General features: G+C 69.1%; 13 protein-coding genes. All 13 read left to right on the forward strand.

Annotation, left to right across the window (positions count from 1 at the left end; translation table 11 throughout):
• Positions 1-19 precede the first annotated feature (19 nt).
• The 13 genes from SPHN_RS12070 to pelF all read left to right on the forward strand — a co-directional run bounded on the left by SPHN_RS12070 (position 20) and on the right by pelF (position 19,590).
• Positions 20-1,036 carry an AAA family ATPase gene (locus SPHN_RS12070; RefSeq protein ID WP_432715087.1) on the forward strand — a complete coding sequence of 339 codons (1,017 nt, stop codon included), beginning with the start codon at positions 20-22 and terminating at the stop codon, positions 1,034-1,036.
• Positions 1,029-1,943 carry a DUF58 domain-containing protein gene (locus tag SPHN_RS12075; RefSeq protein ID WP_248523627.1) on the forward strand — a complete coding sequence of 305 codons (915 nt, stop codon included), beginning with the start codon at positions 1,029-1,031 and terminating at the stop codon, positions 1,941-1,943. Before SPHN_RS12070 ends, SPHN_RS12075 begins: the two co-directional genes overlap by 8 nt.
• Positions 1,940-3,067, forward strand: a complete 1,128-nt coding sequence (locus tag SPHN_RS12080) for a BatA domain-containing protein (protein ID WP_248523629.1) — start codon at positions 1,940-1,942, stop codon at positions 3,065-3,067. Before SPHN_RS12075 ends, SPHN_RS12080 begins: the two co-directional genes overlap by 4 nt.
• Positions 3,064-5,163 (forward strand): DUF4175 domain-containing protein, encoded by a 2,100-nt coding sequence (locus tag SPHN_RS12085; protein ID WP_248523631.1) that lies wholly within the window; start codon positions 3,064-3,066, stop codon positions 5,161-5,163. The genes SPHN_RS12080 and SPHN_RS12085 overlap by 4 nt, the downstream gene beginning before the upstream one ends.
• Complete coding sequence (locus tag SPHN_RS12090; protein ID WP_248523633.1) at positions 5,160-6,980, forward strand: carboxypeptidase regulatory-like domain-containing protein; 1,821 nt, start codon at positions 5,160-5,162, stop codon at positions 6,978-6,980. The genes SPHN_RS12085 and SPHN_RS12090 overlap by 4 nt, the downstream gene beginning before the upstream one ends.
• Positions 6,981-7,305: 325 nt before the next feature.
• Entirely contained in the window at positions 7,306-10,701 is a 3,396-nt protein-coding gene (locus SPHN_RS12095) for a M10 family metallopeptidase C-terminal domain-containing protein (RefSeq protein WP_248523635.1), read from the forward strand.
• Between the two features lie 24 nt (positions 10,702-10,725).
• Positions 10,726-12,123 (forward strand): exopolysaccharide Pel transporter PelG, encoded by a 1,398-nt coding sequence (gene pelG / locus SPHN_RS12100; RefSeq protein WP_282580548.1) that lies wholly within the window; start codon positions 10,726-10,728, stop codon positions 12,121-12,123.
• Between the two features lie 14 nt (positions 12,124-12,137).
• Positions 12,138-13,016, forward strand: coding sequence for an endo alpha-1,4 polygalactosaminidase (locus SPHN_RS12105; protein WP_248523638.1), 879 nt, complete (start codon positions 12,138-12,140; stop codon positions 13,014-13,016).
• The gene (locus SPHN_RS12110; RefSeq protein WP_248523640.1) at positions 13,013-14,734 is read left to right on the forward strand and encodes a tetratricopeptide repeat protein; all 1,722 of its coding nucleotides are present in this window, start codon (positions 13,013-13,015) and stop codon (positions 14,732-14,734) included. The genes SPHN_RS12105 and SPHN_RS12110 overlap by 4 nt, the downstream gene beginning before the upstream one ends.
• Complete coding sequence (locus tag SPHN_RS12115; RefSeq protein ID WP_248523641.1) at positions 14,731-16,206, forward strand: hypothetical protein; 1,476 nt, start codon at positions 14,731-14,733, stop codon at positions 16,204-16,206. Before SPHN_RS12110 ends, SPHN_RS12115 begins: the two co-directional genes overlap by 4 nt.
• Entirely contained in the window at positions 16,203-17,171 is a 969-nt protein-coding gene (locus tag SPHN_RS12120) for a hypothetical protein (protein WP_248523643.1), read from the forward strand. The genes SPHN_RS12115 and SPHN_RS12120 overlap by 4 nt, the downstream gene beginning before the upstream one ends.
• Positions 17,168-18,082: a hypothetical protein gene (locus SPHN_RS12125; RefSeq protein ID WP_248523645.1), complete on the forward strand. Its 915-nt coding sequence runs from the start codon at positions 17,168-17,170 to the stop codon at positions 18,080-18,082. The genes SPHN_RS12120 and SPHN_RS12125 overlap by 4 nt, the downstream gene beginning before the upstream one ends.
• The gene (pelF, locus tag SPHN_RS12130) at positions 18,079-19,590 is read left to right on the forward strand and encodes a GT4 family glycosyltransferase PelF (protein ID WP_248523647.1); all 1,512 of its coding nucleotides are present in this window, start codon (positions 18,079-18,081) and stop codon (positions 19,588-19,590) included. Before SPHN_RS12125 ends, pelF begins: the two co-directional genes overlap by 4 nt.
• Positions 19,591-19,613: the final 23 nt, after the last annotated feature.

The raw sequence follows: 19,613 nt of genomic DNA on the forward strand, positions 1-19,613 counted from the left end.
GTATGCCCCGATGACCGATATGACCCGCACCGACATGGCTCCAACCGACATCACCGAGACCGAGATCGCCGCGCAACTGGCCAAGCTCGACGATCTTCGCGCTGCGATCGGCCAGGCGATTGTCGGTCAGGAGGCGGTGGTCGAACAATTGCTGATCGCGCTGATCGCCGGCGGGCACTGTTTGATGGAAGGCGTTCCCGGTCTCGGCAAGACGCTGCTGGTGCGGTCGCTCGGCGAGGCGCTGGAACTCGATTTCCGCCGCGTCCAGTTCACGCCCGACCTGATGCCGAGCGACATTCTCGGCACCGAATTGCTCGAAGAGGATCACGGCACCGGCAAGCGCCATTTTCGCTTCCAGCAGGGGCCGATCTTCACCAATTTGCTGCTCGCCGACGAACTCAACCGCACGCCGCCAAAGACGCAGGCCGCGCTGCTGGAGGCGATGCAGGAGCGCACCGTCAGCTATGGCGGCACCACCTACACGCTGCCCGATCCGTTCTTCGTGCTGGCGACGCAGAACCCGATCGAGCAGGCCGGCACCTATCCGCTGCCCGAGGCGCAGCTCGACCGGTTCCTGCTTCACGTCCGCGTCGACTATCCGACCGAGGCGGAGGAGCGCGCGATCATCGCGCAGACCACCGGCAGCCGCACCGCCAAGGTGCCGCGCGTGCTCGGCGCGCAGGACGTGCTGGTGCTGCGCCGCTGGGTGCGCGACGTGCATCTGAGCGAAGACCTGCTCGACTGGATCACGCGGATCGTCCGTGCGAGCCGGCCGGGCGAGGGCATGCCGGACGCGATCCGCACTTATGTCCGCTGGGGTGCGGGGCCGCGCGCCGGCCAGTCGCTGGTGCTCGCCGCCAAGGCGCGTGCGCTGCTCCAGGGGCGGCTGGCCGCAACCCGCGACGACATCCTGGCGCTCGCCGCACCGGTGTTGCGCCACCGCCTGATCCTGTCGTTCGCCGCCGAGGCCGAGGGTGTCAGCCCGGACCAGGTCGTTGCCCGGCTCGTTGGCGCGGTGAGAGGACCGGGTGCCTGAAACGCTGATACCGCCCGTCCTCATACCGGCCGACGTCCGGCACAGGTTGAAAGGGCTGTCGTTGGTCGCCCGCCGTGCGGTGGGGGATCGCGGCATCGGTCTGCATGCCAGCCACAGCCGCGGCACCGGCCTCGAATTCGCACAATACCGACCCTATGAATTCGGCGACGAACCGCGCCAGATCGACTGGAAACTCTACGCGCGGTCGGACCGGTTCTTCGTCCGCGAGGCCGAGCGGGAAAGCCCCGTCGCACTATGGATCCTGCTCGATGCTAGCGCGTCGATGGCGCAATCCGACACGCGCCGCGCCAGTTTCTCGCGACTCGATGCGGGCAAGAGCCTGACCGCAGCGCTGGCCGAACTGGCGTTGGCGCAAGGCGACCGGTTCGCGTTCGCCGCGTTACGCGATACGGGTCTCGCCTTGACCCGCCCGGCGAGTGGCACGCGACACCGCGACCGCCTCCACCTCGACCTCCACGGATTGGCGGCGAGCGGCGGCTTTCCCGAAGAACCCGCGTTGGCGCCGCTGTGGGAACGCATCGGGCAGCGCGATCTGGTCGTCATCCTGTCGGACTGGTTCGATCCTGCCTGCCTCGATCTCGCACGTCGCCTGTCGGCGGCGGGGCGCGAAGTGATCGGGATCCAGATCCTGACCGTCGGCGAGCGCGATTTCGACTATGACGGCGGCTACCGGTTTCGCGACCCCGAGACGGGCGAGGAATTGCTCGGCGACGGTGCCGCCCTGCGTACCGACTATCTCGACCGCTTCGGCGCAGCCCAGGCGGGACTCCACGCCGCGCTCGATGCGGCCGGCGTCCGCCACGCCGAGCTCGTCCTGGACCAGCCGCTCGACACGCCGTTGCAGCGGTTGTTCAGCCGCACCGGCAACCGGGCGGGCGGGGAATGACACCGACGCTGCTGCTGCCGCTTGGCCTCGCCGCGCTCGGTGCGGTCCTGCTCCCGCTGGTCCTCCACTTGGCGCGCCGGACGGAGCAACGCCCGACTGACTTTGCCGCGCTGCGCTGGCTGCGTCAGAAACCACGGCCGCGCCACCGGCCGAAGTTCGACGAACTGCCGTTGTTGGCGGTCCGCATCCTGTTGCTCGTGCTGCTGGCAGTCTTTCTCGCCAGACCGGCGCTCCTGAACACGCAGGATGCGACGCCCGTAGTTGCAGTCGCCCCGGGCATCGCGCCGGCGACCGTGGCCCGCGACGCGAAGGCGCGCGCGATATGGCTCGCACCCGGCTTCCCCGCGATCGACACACCCGCTCCGCAAGGCGCGGCTCCGATCGGCAGCCTGATCCGCCAACTCGACACCCAGACCGCGGCGGCGGCGCCGCTTACCGTCGTCGTCCCCACGACGCTCGACGGCGCGGATGCCGAACGTCCGCGCGTGTCGCATCGGGTCCGCTGGCAGGTCGTGCCCGGCGCGATGGCAGCGAGCAGACCCGTGCCGTCACCGCTTCGCGTCGCCCTGCGCACCGATACCGCGCATACGACAGGCGCCCGCTACATCCGGGCGGCAACCGGTGCGCTCGATCTCGCCATCGACGTCGGCGATCTTGGGCGCGCGCTTCCGCCGAGGACAACGGCGCTGATCTGGCTGGCACGCGGTCCCCTGCCCGCCACCGTCGAGCGCTGGATCGCGCAAGGCGGCACCGCACTCGTCGGCAGCGATACGGTGATCGCGGCAGCCCCCACCGTCCCCGCATGGCAGGACGAAACCGGCGCGCCGCTGGTCGAAGCGCGGGCGCAGGGCAAGGGCCACGTCCTGCGACTGCTGCGATCGCTCGACCCGATCGCGATGCCCGCGCTGATAGAGCCCGACTTCCCGAAGACCCTCGCGCACCTGCTCGCGCCTGCGCCACCACCAGCGCGCGTCGCGGCGAGTGCGTACCGGCCACTGCCCGGCGGGATGCCCCCGGCAAGCCAGTCGCGCGATCTGCGACCCTGGTTCGCACTCGCCATCGCCGCCGCGTGGCTGGTCGAGCGCTGGCTCGCGACCCGCGCGAGGCGGGCGATCGCACCATGAGCCTCGAGACGCCGGTGACCGAGTGGGCCAAGCCCGCACGGACGCGATCGATCCGCGACGACCTGCTGCTCGGCACGCCGATCGTGCTCGTCATCGCGGCATTGGGTTGGCGCCTGGCCGGCACGGCGACGAGCGTCGGGTTGGCGTTGCTCGGCGCCATCGCGATCGTCCTGATCGCCCGTAGCCGCGCGCGCCGCTACGACCGCCGCTGGCTGATCGCCGCGATCGATGCCGCGCGACGCGACGCCGAGGACAGTAGCGACCTGCTCTTCGCCGATCCGGCCGCGCTGACGTCGTTTCAACGCCTGCAACGCGCCCGGGTAGCGGCGAGGCTGGCCGCCGAACCTGCGCCCGACCTGTATCGCGCCCGATCGCACCGAATGGCGATCGCGCTGTGGATCGTCGCAGCCGCCGCGATCGCCGCGATCGCGCTCTGGCCCGACCGAAACACGCCCGGCGGTCCGCTGTCGCCGGCCAATGAGGGCGCGGCGAGACCCGGCATTCCCGCGCTGAGGGCACAGCGCCTGACGATCGTCCCGCCCGCCTATACCGGCCTTCCCGCGCGCGCGCTCGGCACGCTCGACGCGCGCGTACCGGCGGGGTCGCGGCTCGAATGGACGCTCGCGTTCACGCCCGATCCGGTTGCTGCGTCGCTCGTCGTCCTCGACGGGACACGGACCCCGCTCACACGGTCCAGCGCGACATGGACAGCCACCCGCATCGCGGACCGGGCGTTCCTCTACCGCGTGGTCGCGCAGGGTGGCCAACCCGTACCGCCGCTCCACCGCATCGACATGGTCGTCGACCAGCCGCCGCGCATCCGCCTCGTCTCGCCCGCCGAGACGCTCGTCCAGATGTCGCCAGGTCAGCGCAGCTGGTCGCTGACATTCGAGGCATCGGACGATTACGGCGTGCAACCGGTCGCGTCGCTCCGCATCGTCGTTGCGCAGGGCGAGGGCGAGAATGTCCGCTTCAGCGAGCGCATCGTGCCGGTTCGTGCCACCGGCGACCCGCGCCGCCGCATCTTCGCCACGACCATCGCGCTTGGCGGAGCCGGCTTCACCGAACCCGGCGATCTGGTTGCACAGCTCACCGTCGCCGACGCCCGCATGCCTTCGCCGCACCGCGTCGTCGGCCCCGGCGTGATCCTCCGCCGTCCGCCCGCCAGCGGTGCCGAGAGTGGGCTCGAAGCGATGACCCGCCGCACGATGCCGGCCTATTTCAGCAGCCAACGACAAGTCATCATCGATGCCGAGGCGTTGCTCGCCGAGCGTCCACGCCCAGCGCCCGACCGCTTCCTCGCGCGCTCGAACACGATCGCCGACGACCAGCGCCTGTTACGCATGCGCTATGGCCAGTTCATGGGCGAGGAGGTCGGCGGTGGCGCGACCGCCGCGATGCCCACCAGCGACGCGGAAGACGGCACTGCCCCGACCGCAGACCAGCATGCGGGCGAGCCCCCCACGGCAGCGCCGCAGTTCGGCCAGGACAGCGCGATCGTCGAAACCTACGGCCACACGCATGACGAATCCGAAGCTGCGACGCTGCTCGATCCCGGTACGCGGGCGACGTTGCGACAAGCGCTCGACAACATGCGCCAGTCCGAGACCGCGCTCCGCCTCAGCGAACCCAGACGTGCGCTGCCGTTCGCGTACAAGGCGCTGCGCTTCATCAAGCAGGTCCAGCAGGCGACCCGTATCTTCCTCGCACGCACCGGATCGCAGCTGCCCCCGGTCGATCTCGCGCGCAGGCTGACGGGAGACCGCGCCGACATGGCCGCGCGCGGGCTCGCGTCGACCGCGGCGGCCCCGGTCGACGCGACGGCCTCCGCGATCTGGGCCGCACTCGACGCGCGCAACGACGCGGGGGGGCTCGACGCGTTGGCGCGCTGGCTCCGCGCCAACCAAGCGCGCGTGCCCGATCCGCTCGCGCTGGCCGCCGCGATCGATACGCTGCGTCGCGATCCGGCCTGCGCCGCCTGTCGCGAGAAACTGCGCGGCACGTTGTGGAGCGCGCTGCCGAGGCCGGCGCCCGGCCTGACTCGCCGCCACGCCGGCGACGCGATCGGCCGCCGGTATCTGGACGCGCTGCCATGACCCTCGCACAAAGCGTTACCGCCATCCTGACGCTCGCGGTCCTGCTTGGCTGGATACGGCTTTTCCTCTGGCAACGCCGTGCCCCCGCATCGTCACGCGCACGACGCTGGCGACTGGCTGCGTTGCTGGCGCTGCAGCCGATCGCTGGCGGGTTGCTCTACTGTACGCTGTTCCCCCCCGCGATGGCCGGCAAGACGACCGGCACGCTCGTCATAGCGACGGCCAAGGCGCCCCGTCTCATCGCGACCGGAGCGGACGAGCGGCTGATCGCATTGCCCGAGGCATCGGGCGTGGCGGGTGCCGAGCGGCTGCCCGATCTCGGCACCGCGCTCCGGCGATATCCCGAGGTCGGCGTGTTGCGGATCGTCGGTTCCGGCCTTGAACCGCGCGATCGGCAAGAGACCGCAGGACGCATGCTGCGCTTCGAACCGACAGGCGAGCCACGCGGCCTGATCGCGCTGCGACCGCCCGCATCGGTCGCGGCCGGCGCACGGTTCGCGGTGACGGGCCGCGCCGGAGCGCTAGGCGGCGGGACGGCCGAGCTGCTCGATCCGGCATCGCGGATCGTCGACACGCAACCGATCGGGCCGAGCGGCGAGATCGCGCTTTCCGGTACCGTACGGGCTGCGGGAACGGCGCTCTTCACCCTGCGTCTGCGCGACCCGTCCCGCACGCTGGTCGAGGAGGCCGCGGTCCCGGTCTGGATCGCCGCGTCGCCGCGATCGCGCGTGCTGATCCTGGCCGGCGCGCCGGGCCCGGAAGTGAAATATCTTCGCCGCTGGGCGACCGATGCGGCGCTGGCGCCACAGGTCCGGGTTGGCGTGGGTGGTGGCGCCTCGCTCGCCGACACGCCGCCCGACCTGTCGATAGCGGCGCTCGCGAAGATCGATGCGATGATCCTCGACGATCGCGCCTGGGACGGGCTCGGCGCAGGCGGGCGGCAGGCGGTCGCGGCGGCAGTACGGGGCGGCATGGGGCTGATCGTGCGGATAACCGGGCCGGTACCACGCGGCTGGCAGGTTCTCGGGCTGACCGCACGCGGTACGGCCGACGTTGCGCCGGTGACGTTGCGTGCCAGCGCGCCCAATGACGAAGCGCTCGCCGCCCGCCGCGGTCCGGGGACGCAGGACGCCCCCGCCTCGATGGCCGGCGCGCGCGACACGGTGCCGGTGCTCACGCGACAGGCGGTGACGATCGTGGGCGGCACACCGGTCCTTCGCGACATCGGCGGCACGGTCGTCGCGGCATCGCGCGCGAGCGGACGCGGGAAGGTCGCGCTGATCAGCCTCCAGGACAGCTTCGCGCTGGTCACCAGCGGTCACGGCGACCTCCAGGCCGAACTCTGGAGCGACCTCGCCTCCAACGTCGCGCGTCGCCAGACCGGTCCGGTGGCGCAGATCGAAACGCCCGCGTTCGCGAGCCAGCGCACGACGATCTGCGGCGCAGGCTCGATCGTCGTTACCGATCCCCAGGGCGTCGCAGGCCGGGCACTGGTCGATCCCGCGACCGGCGCGGCCGGATGCGCAGGCTATTGGCCGACCATTGCCGGCTGGCATCGCGTCTCAGGCACGGCGGCACGCCCCTTCTACGTCTATCCCGCCGACGCGGTGCCCGGCGTCCGCGCGATCGATCGACGCGACGCGACACTGCGCCTGGCTGGCGACGACAGTGGTGCGCGCGTGAGGAACGCCGCGGACAGCCGCGGACCATCCTGGCCGTGGTTCATCGGCTGGCTCATCGTCGCCGGGTTGCTCTGGTGGCTCGAACGCGCGCGGATCGGCCGAACTGACATGCAGCCATCGAGACACAGCCGGTAGCGTGATGTGCGATGTGACCCACTCGCGGACGCTCCAAGCGCGTTCGCTGCTCGCCAGCTTCGGTCACTCGTTCATGGCGCTCGCATTGCTTTACCCCCGGCATCGTCCCGACGACGACCGTTCCTCCAATTCGGCCTCCGCGAAAAGCCCGCCATGGCTACCGGTATCGTCACAGCCATCCCGTGCCGCGTTGATACAAGTCGGCTGCAAACCCGGCATCTAAGCTGTTCGAAGGGGCGGTTATATTCGCTACGGAGCGGCCGTGCTTCGTGAAAGGGCAGCCTTAGCGCCCTCATGAAGCCCAGGGCGGAAACGGGGACGAATGATGGCGAACGCAACACCGGTAATGCTTGACGGCAACCTGAACGAATGGGCCGCCGGTGACCGGATCGACCGCGGCCTTGGCGACGGGTACGCGATCTATGCGCGCAGCGACGGCGCCGACTTCGCGTTCGCGATGACCGCCCCCACCGCGATCGGCGCGAACACCACCGCGTGGCTCAACACCGATCGCAACGCGACCACCGGCTACCAGGTGTTCGGGTTTGCGGGGGGCGCGGAATACAACGTGAACTTCGCCGCCGACGGTACCGTCTCGCTGTACAGCGGTGCGGCGGGGGAGACGCTGATCGCCAGCGGCCTGCAGGCGGCGTGGTCGGCGGATCGCACCACCGTCGAGTTCAAGGTGCCCAAGGCGGCGATCGGCAATCCGCAGGCGATCGACACGATCTACGACGTCAACGACACCGCGTTCCTGCCGGGCAATTACTCGGCCCCCGCCTTCACCGTCTTCAACGACACCGGCGTGGTCGCCGACCCCGCGCAGCGGATCGCGATCGTCTGGTCCGATTCGACCGCCAACGCCTATTTCAGCAAGACCGCCTATTCGCAGCTGTTCATGGCCGCGCAGAGCCAGGCGATGCAGGCCGGCGTGCCGTTCGACATCCTGACCGAGGGCGACCTGACCAATCTGGCGACGCTCGCGAAATACGACACGATCGTCTTCCCGTCGTTCCGCAACGTCGAGGCCGGCAAGGCCGACCTGATCGCACAGACGCTGGAGCAGGCGACCAAGCAGTTCGGCATCGGCCTGGTCGCAGCCGGCGAGTTCATGACCAACGGTGCCGACAATGCGGCGCTCGCGGGCGATTCCTACTCGCGGATGAAGCTGTTGTTCGACGCGACGCGCGTGACCGGCGGCTTCCCCGCCGACGTCACCGTCAAGGCGAGCGACGCATCGAACCTCGTGCTCGACGGCTACACCGACGGCCAGGTCATCCGCCAATATACCGGCATCGGCTGGAATGCGTTCACCAGCGTCAGCGGCACCGGCACGACGATCGCGACCGAAACCGTCAACGGCCAGACCTATGCCGCCGCGATCGCGACGCAGACCGGCGGGCGCAACGTGCTGTTCTCGAGCGAAGCGGTGATGGCCGACGACAATCTGCTGCAGAAGGCGATCGATTATTCGGTGCACGGCAACGGCCTGTCGGTCGGGTTGCAGATGACCCGCCAGACCGGGCTGTTCGCGTCGCGCGTCGACATGGACCAGAGCCAGCAGACCGACGAGGTCAATCCGGCCGGCACCGCGCCCGGCATCTACGACAAGCTGATGCCGATCCTGACCGAATGGAAGACCAACTATAATTTCGTCGGCAGCTATTACGTCAACATCGGCAACGACGCGGCGAATGGCCAGGCGACCGACTGGGCGGTCTCGCTGCCGGTCTACAAGGCGCTGCTCGATGCCGGCAACGAAGTCGGCTCGCACAGCTACACGCACCCCGAGGACACCAACCTGCTGACCGACGCGCAGATCGCGTTCGAGTTCGGCCAGTCGCGGGCGGAACTCGAAAAGCAGCTGAGCGCGTATCTCGGCAAGACCGTGACGGTCGGTGGCGCTGCGGTACCAGGCGCACCCGAGCAGATCGCGACGAGCCAGGAAATCCTGAAATACGTGACGTATCTCAGCGGCGGCTATTCGGGCGTCGGCGCGGGGTATCCCAACGCACTCGGCTATATGACGCCGCAGAACGCGACCGACGACAAGGTGTATATCGCGCCGAACACGTCGTTCGACTTCTCGCTGATCGAGTTCCAGAAGAAGACCGTCGCCGAGGCAAGCGCGATCTGGGCGAAGGAATTCGGCGCGCTGACCGCCAATGCCGACGCGCCCGTGATCGTGTGGCCGTGGCACGACTACGGCCCGACGATGTGGGCCGCCGACGGCGCGACCAGCCTGTATACCAAGCAGATGTTCACGACCTTCATCGCGCAGGCCGCCGCCGCCGGCGTCGAGTTCGTGACGCTCGCCGATCTGGCGGGCCGGGTCAGCGCGTTCCAGAACGCGACGATCACGTCCAGCGTGGTCGGCAACACGATCACCGCGACGGTCGGCGCGACCACTGGCACCTTTTCGCTCGACGTCGATGGCCAGAGCAGCGGCCAGGTGATTAAAGGTGTCGCCAACTGGTACGCCTATGACGCGGACACGGTGTTCCTGCCCAAGGCGGGCGGCACCTATGCGATCACGATGGGCGCGGTCGCCGACGACGTGACGCACATCACTGCGCTGCCGATGCGCGCGACGCTGACGACGCTGAGCGGCGATGGCCGCGACCTGGCGTTCACGGTCGAGGGCGAAGGCAAGGTCACCGTCGATCTCAAGGCACCGGGTACCGACTGGACGACGCTGAGCGGCGGCACGATCGCCAGCCAGATCGGCGAGATCCTGACGATCGATCTCGGCGCGATCGGCGTGCACGACGTCAAGATCGGCCACCAGGCCAATGTCGATCCGGTGCTGACCTCGTTCGGCGGCGGCACGACCGGCGCGCTGACGATCGCCGAGAACGGCACCGCGCTGACCACGATCACCGCGACCGACGCGAACATCGTCTGGGGCGATTCGATCAAATATTCGATCGGTGCGGGCAGCGACGGCGCGAACTTCACGATCGACGCGACCACCGGCGTGCTCAAGTTCGTCACCGCGCCCGATTACGAAGCGCCGACCGATGCCAACCGTGACAATATCTACGGCGTCACCGTGGTCGCGACCGACGCGCGCGGCGCGATCGACACGCAGACGCTGACGATCGGCGTCACCGACGTGATCGGCATCACCAAGACGGGCACGATGTTCTCCGAGACGATCAACGGCACGGGCGAGCAGGACGTGCTCGACGGCGGCTGGGGCAACGACGTGCTCAACGGGCTCGGCGGCAACGACAAGCTGACCGGCGGGCTTGGCAACGACACGCTCAACGGCGGTGCGGGTAACGACACGTTGATCGGTGGCAACGGCAAGGACGTGCTCAATGGCGGGGACGGCAACGACATCCTGGTCGGCGGCGACGACATGGACACTATGACCGGCGGCGCCGGCGCGGACATCTTCCGCTTCGAGGTGAAGGGCGACAGCCTGGCGTCGTCGTCGCGCGACGTCATCACCGACTTCATCGTCGGGCAGGACAAGATCGACCTGTCGATGATCGATGCGAACAGTTCGCTGTTCGCACGCGGCGATCAGGCGTTCAGCTTCATCGGCACGACCGGAAAGTTCACCGCACCGGGGCAGCTACGCTACAGCTACCAGATGATCGGCGGGAAGGAATTCACGGTCGTCGAGGGCAACACCGACAGCGGTTCGGGTGCCGATTTCTCGATCGCACTGACCGGCCATCATGTCCTGAGTGCGAACGATTTCTTCATGTAGTCCGCGGCATAGGCCGGCAGTGTTATGGCGGGCATAGGCTTCCAATTGGCGAAAACCGCGCGTGAGGGCGGCGTCGGCGGGATCGTCGGCGCCGCTGCGTTCGGTACGGTGATCAGCGCCGGGCCGTGGCTGATCACCGCGGTCGCGATGGCGATGCTCAACCACTGGTCGGGCGCGCATCTCGGTGCGCGCGGCGCGCGGACCGTCCAGACGATCCTGGTCTATGCGTTCAGCCTGTCCGCACTGGCGGCCGCGCCGGTGGGCGTCCTCGCGACGCGGATGGTGGCGGATCGGATCTTCGCACGCGATGCGGGCGGCGTGTCGGGGATCATGCTGGTCGCACTCGCCGTGGGCGGCGCGATCGCGCTGGCCGTCGGCGCCACCGTGTTCGGATACCTCGCCGGGCTTCCGCTTGGTGAAGCCGCGCTCGCGACCCTGATCCTCGCCTGGCTCACACAGGTCTGGATCGCCGCGCCCCTGCTCACCGCGCTGCGCCGTTACCGCGCCATCCCCCTCGCCTATCTGCTCGGCATCGGCTGTTCGACGCTGACATTGTGGATCTTGCCGAAGCCCGACGTCGTCACGTTGCTCGCGGTCATCGCCGGCGGTATCGGCCTGACGCTGGCCGCGATCATGGTGGTGATCCGTCGACACTTCTCCGCCCCGCCCGTCTTACCGACACGTGATGCAATGGCGCCCCGGCTTGCGTGGATCGTCGCTGCAGCAGGCGTTGCCGGGGTCGCCGCGATCTGGATCGACAAATGGCTGTTGTGGACCGGTCCCGACAGCATCCGCGCGATCGGCCTGTTGCGGCTCAATCCGATCAACGACCAGGGCAGCTTTCTCGGGCTGCTGACGATGGTGCCCGGCCTGACGCTGTTGCTGATCGTCACCGAGACGCGGTTCGATCGCGCGTTCGGCGACATGATCGTCCGGTGTACCGGCACGTCGACTCTGCAACGGATCGAGGAAGCGCGCGGCGACCTCGTGCGGACGTTGTTCGACGGGCTGCGGATCATGCTGCTCGTGCAGGCGCTCGTCGCGGCGCTCGCCTGGGTCTTTGCGGTACCGCTGTTCGAACTGATAGGCGCGGACGCTCGGGCGATCTTCGCGTTCCGCCAGACCTCGCTCGGCACCGTCTTCCACCTCGTGGTGATCGCGACGACCGTCGTGCTGGCCTATTACGACCTGTTCGGGCGGGTCCTGCTGACCTGGACCACCTTCGCGATCGGCAGCGGCGTCGCGACGCTGCTGCAATGGGATGCGGGGTTTGCCGCGTTCGGGTGGGGCTATATGGCCGGCGCGGTGGTCGGTGCGTCGGTCGGCATGGCGCTGGTCGCCGAAGCCACGGTCAACCTCACCTATCTGCTGTTCGTCGGCAACAATCCCTCGGTGGTGGGGCATGGAGGGCGTCTGTTGTGACGGGAATGACGGATATGCGGCGCCGGACGATCCTCCAGCGGGTGCTGGCGCTGGGTGCAACGGCCCTGACGCTCGGCGTCCGGTCGCGGTCGGATGCCGCCGCCAAGCCGCGCGCGAACACGGCGCTGCGTTGGGGTGTCGATTACGGCGCAACGACCGATCCCGTCTTGGCGAGGGCGTGCGCGCTGCTCGTGCTGGAGCCGCATCACGCCCGCCCGATCGCACCACTGCGCGGCCGCGGCAGCATTCTGCTCGGCTATGTCAGCTTCGGGGAAGTCGAGCGCAGCCGGCCGTATTTCGCCGAGCTCGAAAAGGCCGGCGCGCTCAGGGCCGCCAATCCCAACTGGCCCGACGCGCGGCTCGCCGACCTGCGTCATCCGGCGTGGCGCGCGGCAGTGCTCGACCGGCTCGTCCCAGCGATCCTGGCGCTCGGCTATGACGGAATCTTCATCGATACGATCGATAACGCCGAAGCGATGGAACGGCAGGATCCGGCGGCCAATACGGGCATGGTAGCGGCAGGCGTATCGCTGATCGCCGCCGTACGGGCGCGCTTCCCGAAGATCCGCATCATGCTCAACCGTGGATACGCATTGCTGCCCGAGGTCGCGCCGAAGATCGATTACCTGCTCGGCGAGGCGATGGCGTCGCGGTGGAACTTCACCACCAAACGGTATGAATTGCTCAGCGATTCGGACTGGGCGTGGCAAGCCGGTCGCCTGCGCGCGGCTCAGGCGCGAAACCCGGCGCTGACGCTGACGACGCTCGATTACTGGGATCCGGCCGATACGAAGCAGGTTGCCGGGCTGTATGCGCGCGAACGCGCGGCGGGGTTCAGCCCCTATGTCGCGACGCTGGCGCTCGACCGACTGAGACCGGAACCAGCCGGGTGAGGATCGACCGTCGACGCGGACGGCTCGCGATCGTCCTGCCTGCCCTCGCCGGACTCGGTCTTCTCGCGGGCGGGCCGATGCTGTTGCCGAACGACCGCGAGATCCTTCACGCCGAGCGTCGCGCACAGCCTGTGCCGGTGGCGAGCAGTTCGATGCCCATGGCGCCGGTATCGCCGCCGGTGCTGCCACCCGCGCATCCGGCGATCGCGGCGCAGATCGCGACCACCGATGCAGCGACGCTCGCCGCGCTGACCACGCAGCTGATCGCCGAGGGGCAGGCGGTCTCGACGTTGCAGGTCGCCCATGATCTGGTCGCCGCGAAGCGGCCGGCCGTGGCTCTCGACTATCTTGCGGCACGGCCCGATGGCCAAGCTGCGGCGACGTGGCGGTTACGTGTCGATCTTCTTCGCCAAACCGGGCGGACCGCGGATGCATCGACGCTCGTCGCGCAGGCGGTGCAGACGCGGAGATCGGTGCCGGCTGCGGATATCATCGCCGCCGCCTATGCGATCGATCGGCCCGACCTCGTGATCGTGGCCGCGGCGAACCACGTCGTGCCGCCGCCCGATGCCGCGCTGGCGCTAGATCTGGCCAGGCGCGCCGACAAAGCTGGCCGCAATGACCAGATCGCGCTGCTCGACAAGGCGACGACCGCGAACTGGCGTGCGGTGGATCCCTGGCTGGCGATCCGGGTCGCGGCACGCGCGAAGGATAGCGCAGCGGGCTTGAGGGCCGTCGACGATTTGCCTGTCGAGCAGCGTCCGGCGGCGCGCGAGGCGATCCTTACTGCGGCAGGCGACCGCGAGGGTCTTCGGACAGAGTTGCTGGCGCGCGCGGCCGCGGCGGGCGCGCAACCCGAGCGGGCGGCGGAACGGCTTCTCGCGGCGGGTTTCCGTGCCGATGCCATGGCAGTGCTACGGCGGGCGGCGGCCGGGCAGCCACCGACCGCGCCGGTGGCACAGCGCGCGCTGTACTTGATGGGTCCGCGGCCGGAATCCGACGATCTCGCCTGGCTGAAACAGCAGAGCCTGCGGGGCAACGCGACCCAGCAACACGCGTGGCTGGCGCGTTATGCCGAGCGCGACCGGCCGGGCGAGGCGCTAGCGTTCCTGTCGCGGCATCCGCTCGCGAGCCAGACCGACGTGATGCTGATGCGGCTGTCGCTGGCCCGCACGGCTGGCAATGATGCCGCCGGTCGCGCGGTGCTGACATCGATGCTGGACGGTCGCGCGCTCGATCCGGCGCAGGTCGGGGCGCTGTCCGCTGCGGCCCCCGCCAGGATCGAACCGGCACAAGCGGCGGCGATCGCGAAACGTCGCGTCGCGTCGGGGATCGCCGCGCCACGCGATCAGCTCGACCTTGCCTGGACGGCGTGGAACGCGGGCGATGCGAAGGGCGCCGCCAAATGGCTCGACGAGTATCTGGAGACGGCACCGACCGATCTGCCCGCGCTGCGGCTGATGGCCGACGTGCAGGCACGGATCGGGGGAGACCGTGCGGCACGCCCATGGCTGGACCGCGCGCTCGCCCAGACGCCCGCGGACAGCAAGATCCGTGTGGACATACTCGAAAAGCTCGGTCGCCGGACCGAAGCCGTCGCACTGGTCGAGACGCTGCGCGCCGAAACGCCGCGCGATCGGTCGCTCGCCGCGCTGCACGCGCGCCTGCTGATCGCGCAGGGCCAGGCCGGACGTGCGCGAACGGTATTGGCGCAATGATCGCGCTGCTCCTCTACCTGACGGACGCGCCGGCGCTGACCGTTCCCCGCACCGTCTTCGCAGACACCAGGATCGTCGTACCCGAGGCCGTGCTCGCCTGGCCCGACGATGCCGTCGTCCGCATCGACGAGCGCGACGGAGAACTGGTCGCGCGGTTCGACAGGCCGGTGACGCCCGACCGCATCGCCGCGTTCCGTGACGCCGCGGGCGATGCGATCGGCGATCTGCGCTGGAACGACGACAGCCTCGTGCTGCGTCCCGCCACCGGCTGGACGATGACGTGGCGGCAGGCGGGCCCGGCCGTCGCGCTCACCTTCTCACCGCCGGCTTCGAACGACGCGCTCGCCGAAAACGTGGATGACATCGCGTCCGATGCCGCGCTGACCGCAATCGAGGCTGACGCCGCAGCCGGATATTCGGGGCAAGCACGGCGCGCAGCAACGGCCTTGGCGAAACGCTATCCTACCGACCGGCGTGCCGCCCGGATGCTCGCCGACACGCGACTTGCCGATGGCGACGTGCGCGGGGCGGCACGCGATTACCGTGCGCTCGCGGCGGACGACCTGACCGCACGACGTGCGATCGCCGCCGCACCAGGAACGGCAAGCATCGGCCTCACCGCGCGCGACGGCAGCGACCTGTCGCAGGCCGAGTTCGCCGCGCGAATCGACGCGGCGGTCGCCGACACCCTCGTCGTCGGTGGTGGCCTCCGCCATGTCGCCAGTCGTGTCGGCACGGACGTACAGACCGTGCGAACAGGCGACACCGTGGTCGATGCCTCGCTGGCAGCGGCGTTCGACGGCGCGGTCCGCGTGCAGCTGCTCGCCTCGGCCGCGCTCGACAACGGCGTTACCGGGGGCGGTGCGAAGGCCGTCGCAGGGTCCGCCGACGCACAGTTCCGCGTGACGCTGACCCGGCACATGCCGGACTACTCGACCCCGGCGCAGGTCCTGGCTGGCGGGTATCTCTCGCGCGCGTTGATCGGCGTCACCTATCGCCTGACACCGGGGCTGGCCGCGCAGGCGGATGTCGGCGCGAACCGTTACGGACTTGCCGGCAGCCGCGGCGCTAGCGACACCATCGTCGCGAACGGAGGGCTGGATTACCTGATCCGACGCCAGTTTCCCGCACTCGGCCTGACCTATCGGTTCGAGGCGGAATATGTCCAGCGGATGCAGATGGGCGTTGGCGAGCTCGCCCTCATTCCGCTCGCCACGCGGGAGAACCATACCGTCCAGGGGCTGGTCAGCGGTGCGCTCGGCACGGTGCAGATGACCGCGCTGGCCGGCTGGACCGTCGACCGGTTCGGCGGCGACGGCCCAACCGCCAGCCTTGGCATCGCGGCCCCGATCGCGGTCGCGTGGCGGGTCGAGGGCAGCGGCGGCATCACCTCGATAGCACGTCCCGGTTTTGCGGGCCGCCAGCTTTACGCACGGGCGCTGCTGACGCGCAGCCTTGGGAATACGCAGTGACGCACGACGACCATGCGCCCAAGTGGCGGACCCGGTGGCGCCGCCGCGCGTGCCTTGCCGCGGAGATGGCGATCGCCTTTGCCGCGCTAATCGCGCTCGACTTGTGGCTGACGGGCGGAACCGGCTTCGCGCGCGTCCAGCCCAACCCGTATTGGCTGCCGGTGCTGACCCTGTCGCTCGCCTATGGCACCGGCCCCGGTGTCCTCGCCGCCGCCATCGCATCGGCACTGTGGCTCACGCATGTTCACGACGACCCGGGCGAGCGCGATTACCTCGACCATCTGTTTCACCTGTCGCTGCAGCCGCTGATGTGGTTCGTCGTCGCCGGCGTGATCGGAGAAGTGACGATCGCGCGGACCGGACGGCACGATCGGCTGGAAAAGCGCGGTCGTGTCGCGACACGCAACCTGGCTCGCCTGACCGAAGCGTTCGCCACATTGTCGCAGACCAACCGCCAGTTGCAGGTTCAGATCGCGACCGAAGCGCATACCGTGGGCCATGCGATCGATACGGCAACGCGGCTGTGTTCGCAGGACCCGACCGCACGACGTGCCGCGATCGGCGAACTGATCGCCCTCGCCGCGCGGACTCCAGACTTCACCTGCTACCGGGTTACCGGCAACGAAGCACGCGCGTGGATCCGCGGGCCGGTCACCGCAGGGCGCCGCGACACGCTGCCGGCGGCGCTGATGGAGCGGGCGCAACGCCAACCCGGGATATTGCACGTCGCCAGGCGCAGCGACCGGCAGGTGCTCGACGGTATCGGCGTCGCCGCGATCGCGTTGCCCGATCGCAAGACCGGCGAAGTCGTTGGTTGCCTGGTCCTCCACGCATTGCCGTTCGACACGTTGAACGCCAGCCGTACCGCCGAACTCGCCGAGATCGTCACGTGGTTGACGCCGCTGCTGGCCGATAGGGCGCACGTGACGCAGCGACCGGTGAGATCCGCCGGGCTGGTCGCATGACGCGGCGTCTCGTCGCGCTTTCGGTTCTCGAGACGCTGGTGCTGACGGCATGCTGGATGTCCGACATTGCGGCCGGGTGGGGGCTTGCGGCGCATGTCGTGTTCAGCGTGCTTGGGTTTACCCTGTGGCTTCGCAGCGGTGCGGCGACCAACTTTGCGGCGGCGATGCTCGGCGTGTTGGGGCCACCGGGGCTGCTCGTCGCGGTGCTGTTCGAAGGCCCGTCTCGACTCAGCCGGCTGCGCAGCGACGACGAGATGTTCGGTCCGGTCGCCGGGCGTTCCGCGCAGCGTGGCGCGCGCCTGGCGGTGGCTCGGATGCTCGACGGGCGGGTTCATCATGCGACGCCGGATACGCTGAGTTCACTGGTTACGATCATGCGTCACGGTGCGGTGGCCGAGCGGCGGCGTGCGCTGGAAACCGTGGTGCGATCGTTCGAGCCGGCTCTGTCGCCGCTCATCGCGCTGGCATTGACCGATGGCGACCAGACGATCCGTGCACTGGCGGCAGCGGCATCGGCGCGGGTCGCGGAGAACCTGGTGCTGGCACGCGCGCGGCTGTCGGCGCGGATTGCCGATGGCACCGACCCGGACGCCGCGACGGAACTGGCCAGGCTCCTCGGGGACCATGCCCGCTCGGATGTGCTGTTGTCCGATTCGCAGCGTCTCCACCTTCGCGAGGACGCGGTTGCGACGATGGTGGCCGCAGTCCCCTTCAGGACGGACGATCCTCGCTCTGGAACGCGCGATGCGTTGCTGATGGAAGCACTGTGGGCCGCAGGCGATTACACGGCGATCGACCGGATGGCGACGGCGATCGAGGCTGCGTCGCAGCGGAACGATGCTGCAATGGAACCGACACATCGCGGTGCGACGACGCTGGCCGCCTGGTGGCTGACGGGAGCGGCGGCATGATCCAGCCTTCGGCACTGCCCGAACGGTCCCGCCCGGTGTCGCCGGACATCCCCGACGCCGACATCTGCCTGATCGTCGAGGGCGCCTATCCCTATGTGATTGGCGGCGTATCCGGCTGGTTGCAGGATCTGATCACCCACCTGCCCGACGTCCGGTTCGTGATTGCCGCGATCAAGCCGGGCGCCGGACTCCTCCCGTTCCAGCTTACGCCGCCGCCGAACGTCGTCGCGGTGGTCGAGATCGGCTTGGCCCCCGAGCCTGCCATACCGCGCGCGATTCCCGACCGGATCGCGGTGCCGATCGCCGACGCACTCGTCGCGTTCGTCGCGATCGGTGGCGCGGACCGGCTTGCGACGCTGATCGACATGATCGGCCGCAACGCCCGGCCGCTCGCGCCCGGCGATATCCTGTCGCATCCCGCAGTGTTTGCGCGGCTCAAGCGCCATTACCAGGCGATGTTGCCCAAGGCGTCGTTCCATCATTATTTCTGGGCGATGCGGGTGCTGCTCGGCGGGCTGCTCGCAGTCCTGACAACGCCGTTGCCGCGGGCGAAAGCGTACCACACGATCTCGACCGGTTTCGCCGGCCTGCTCGCCGCCCGCGCCGCGCGCCAGACCGGGCGCCCGGCGTTCATCACCGAGCACGGAATCTACCTGCTTGAACGTCAGATCGAAGTGATGATGGCGGACTGGATCGGCGACCAGGTCGACACCGGGCTGGAACTGGAACGCAGCGTCCGCGACCTGCGCGACCTGTGGGTGCGCGCGTTCACCAGCTATGCCACCGCCTGCTACGACAGCTGCGATCCGATCGTCGCATTGTACGGCGAGAATACGGCGGTCCAGCGCCGGCTGGGGGCAACCGCCGACCGCGTCCGCGTGATTCCGAACGGCATCGATTCGAAGCGTTTCGCGGCCCTGCCGGACCAGCGCGATATAGCGCATCCGCTGGTCGCGCTGCTTGGCCGGGTGGTCCCTATCAAGGACGTCAAGACGTTCATTCGCGCCGCCGCGATCGCACATGCCGAACGTCCCGACATCCGCTTCGTCGTGCTCGGCCCCGAGGACGAGGATCCCGAATATGCCGTCGAATGCACGCGACTGGTCGAGGACCTGGAATTGTCGTCGGTCTTCCGCTTTGCCGGGCGCGTGCGGATCGAGGACTGGATGGCCAAGATCGACCTGCTCGTGCTCACCAGCCTGTCGGAAGCGCAGCCGCTGGTGATCCTGGAGGGCGGCGCGTGCGGAATCCCGGTGGTGGCACCCGATGTCGGCAGCTGCCGCGAGATGATCGAAGGGCGCGGCGGCGCGGACGCGGGGCATGGCGGTATCATCACGCCGCTGGTCAATCCGGCCGCGACGGCCGCGGGGATCCTGGCGATCGCCGGCGATCCGGCGATGCGATCGGCCATGGGCGAGACGATGCGCGAGCGCGTACGGCGCGATTATGATCACGACACGATCATCGGCGCCTATGCCGATCTCTACGAGTCGTTGATCGCGCGGTAGGTGCGTTGGCTTGGCGACATGAC

The sequence above is a fragment of the Sphingomonas faeni genome (assembly GCF_023195535.1).
In the GTDB taxonomy this organism is placed as follows: domain Bacteria; phylum Pseudomonadota; class Alphaproteobacteria; order Sphingomonadales; family Sphingomonadaceae; genus Sphingomonas; species Sphingomonas faeni_B.

What these genes read in the sequence shown, in the direction of transcription:
- SPHN_RS12070 (WP_432715087.1), top strand. Translation starts at nt 20, where the DNA reads ATGACCCGCACCGACATGGCTCCAACCGACATCACCGAGACCGAGATC.
- SPHN_RS12080 (WP_248523629.1), top strand. Translation starts at nt 1,940, where the DNA reads ATGACACCGACGCTGCTGCTGCCGCTTGGCCTCGCCGCGCTCGGTGCG.
- SPHN_RS12085 (WP_248523631.1), top strand. Translation starts at nt 3,064, where the DNA reads ATGAGCCTCGAGACGCCGGTGACCGAGTGGGCCAAGCCCGCACGGACG.
- SPHN_RS12090 (WP_248523633.1), top strand. Translation starts at nt 5,160, where the DNA reads ATGACCCTCGCACAAAGCGTTACCGCCATCCTGACGCTCGCGGTCCTG.
- SPHN_RS12095 (WP_248523635.1), top strand. Translation starts at nt 7,306, where the DNA reads ATGGCGAACGCAACACCGGTAATGCTTGACGGCAACCTGAACGAATGG.
- pelG (WP_282580548.1), top strand. Translation starts at nt 10,726, where the DNA reads ATGGCGGGCATAGGCTTCCAATTGGCGAAAACCGCGCGTGAGGGCGGC.
- SPHN_RS12105 (WP_248523638.1), top strand. Translation starts at nt 12,138, where the DNA reads ATGCGGCGCCGGACGATCCTCCAGCGGGTGCTGGCGCTGGGTGCAACG.
- SPHN_RS12115 (WP_248523641.1), top strand. Translation starts at nt 14,731, where the DNA reads ATGATCGCGCTGCTCCTCTACCTGACGGACGCGCCGGCGCTGACCGTT.
- SPHN_RS12125 (WP_248523645.1), top strand. Translation starts at nt 17,168, where the DNA reads ATGACGCGGCGTCTCGTCGCGCTTTCGGTTCTCGAGACGCTGGTGCTG.
- pelF (WP_248523647.1), top strand. Translation starts at nt 18,079, where the DNA reads ATGATCCAGCCTTCGGCACTGCCCGAACGGTCCCGCCCGGTGTCGCCG.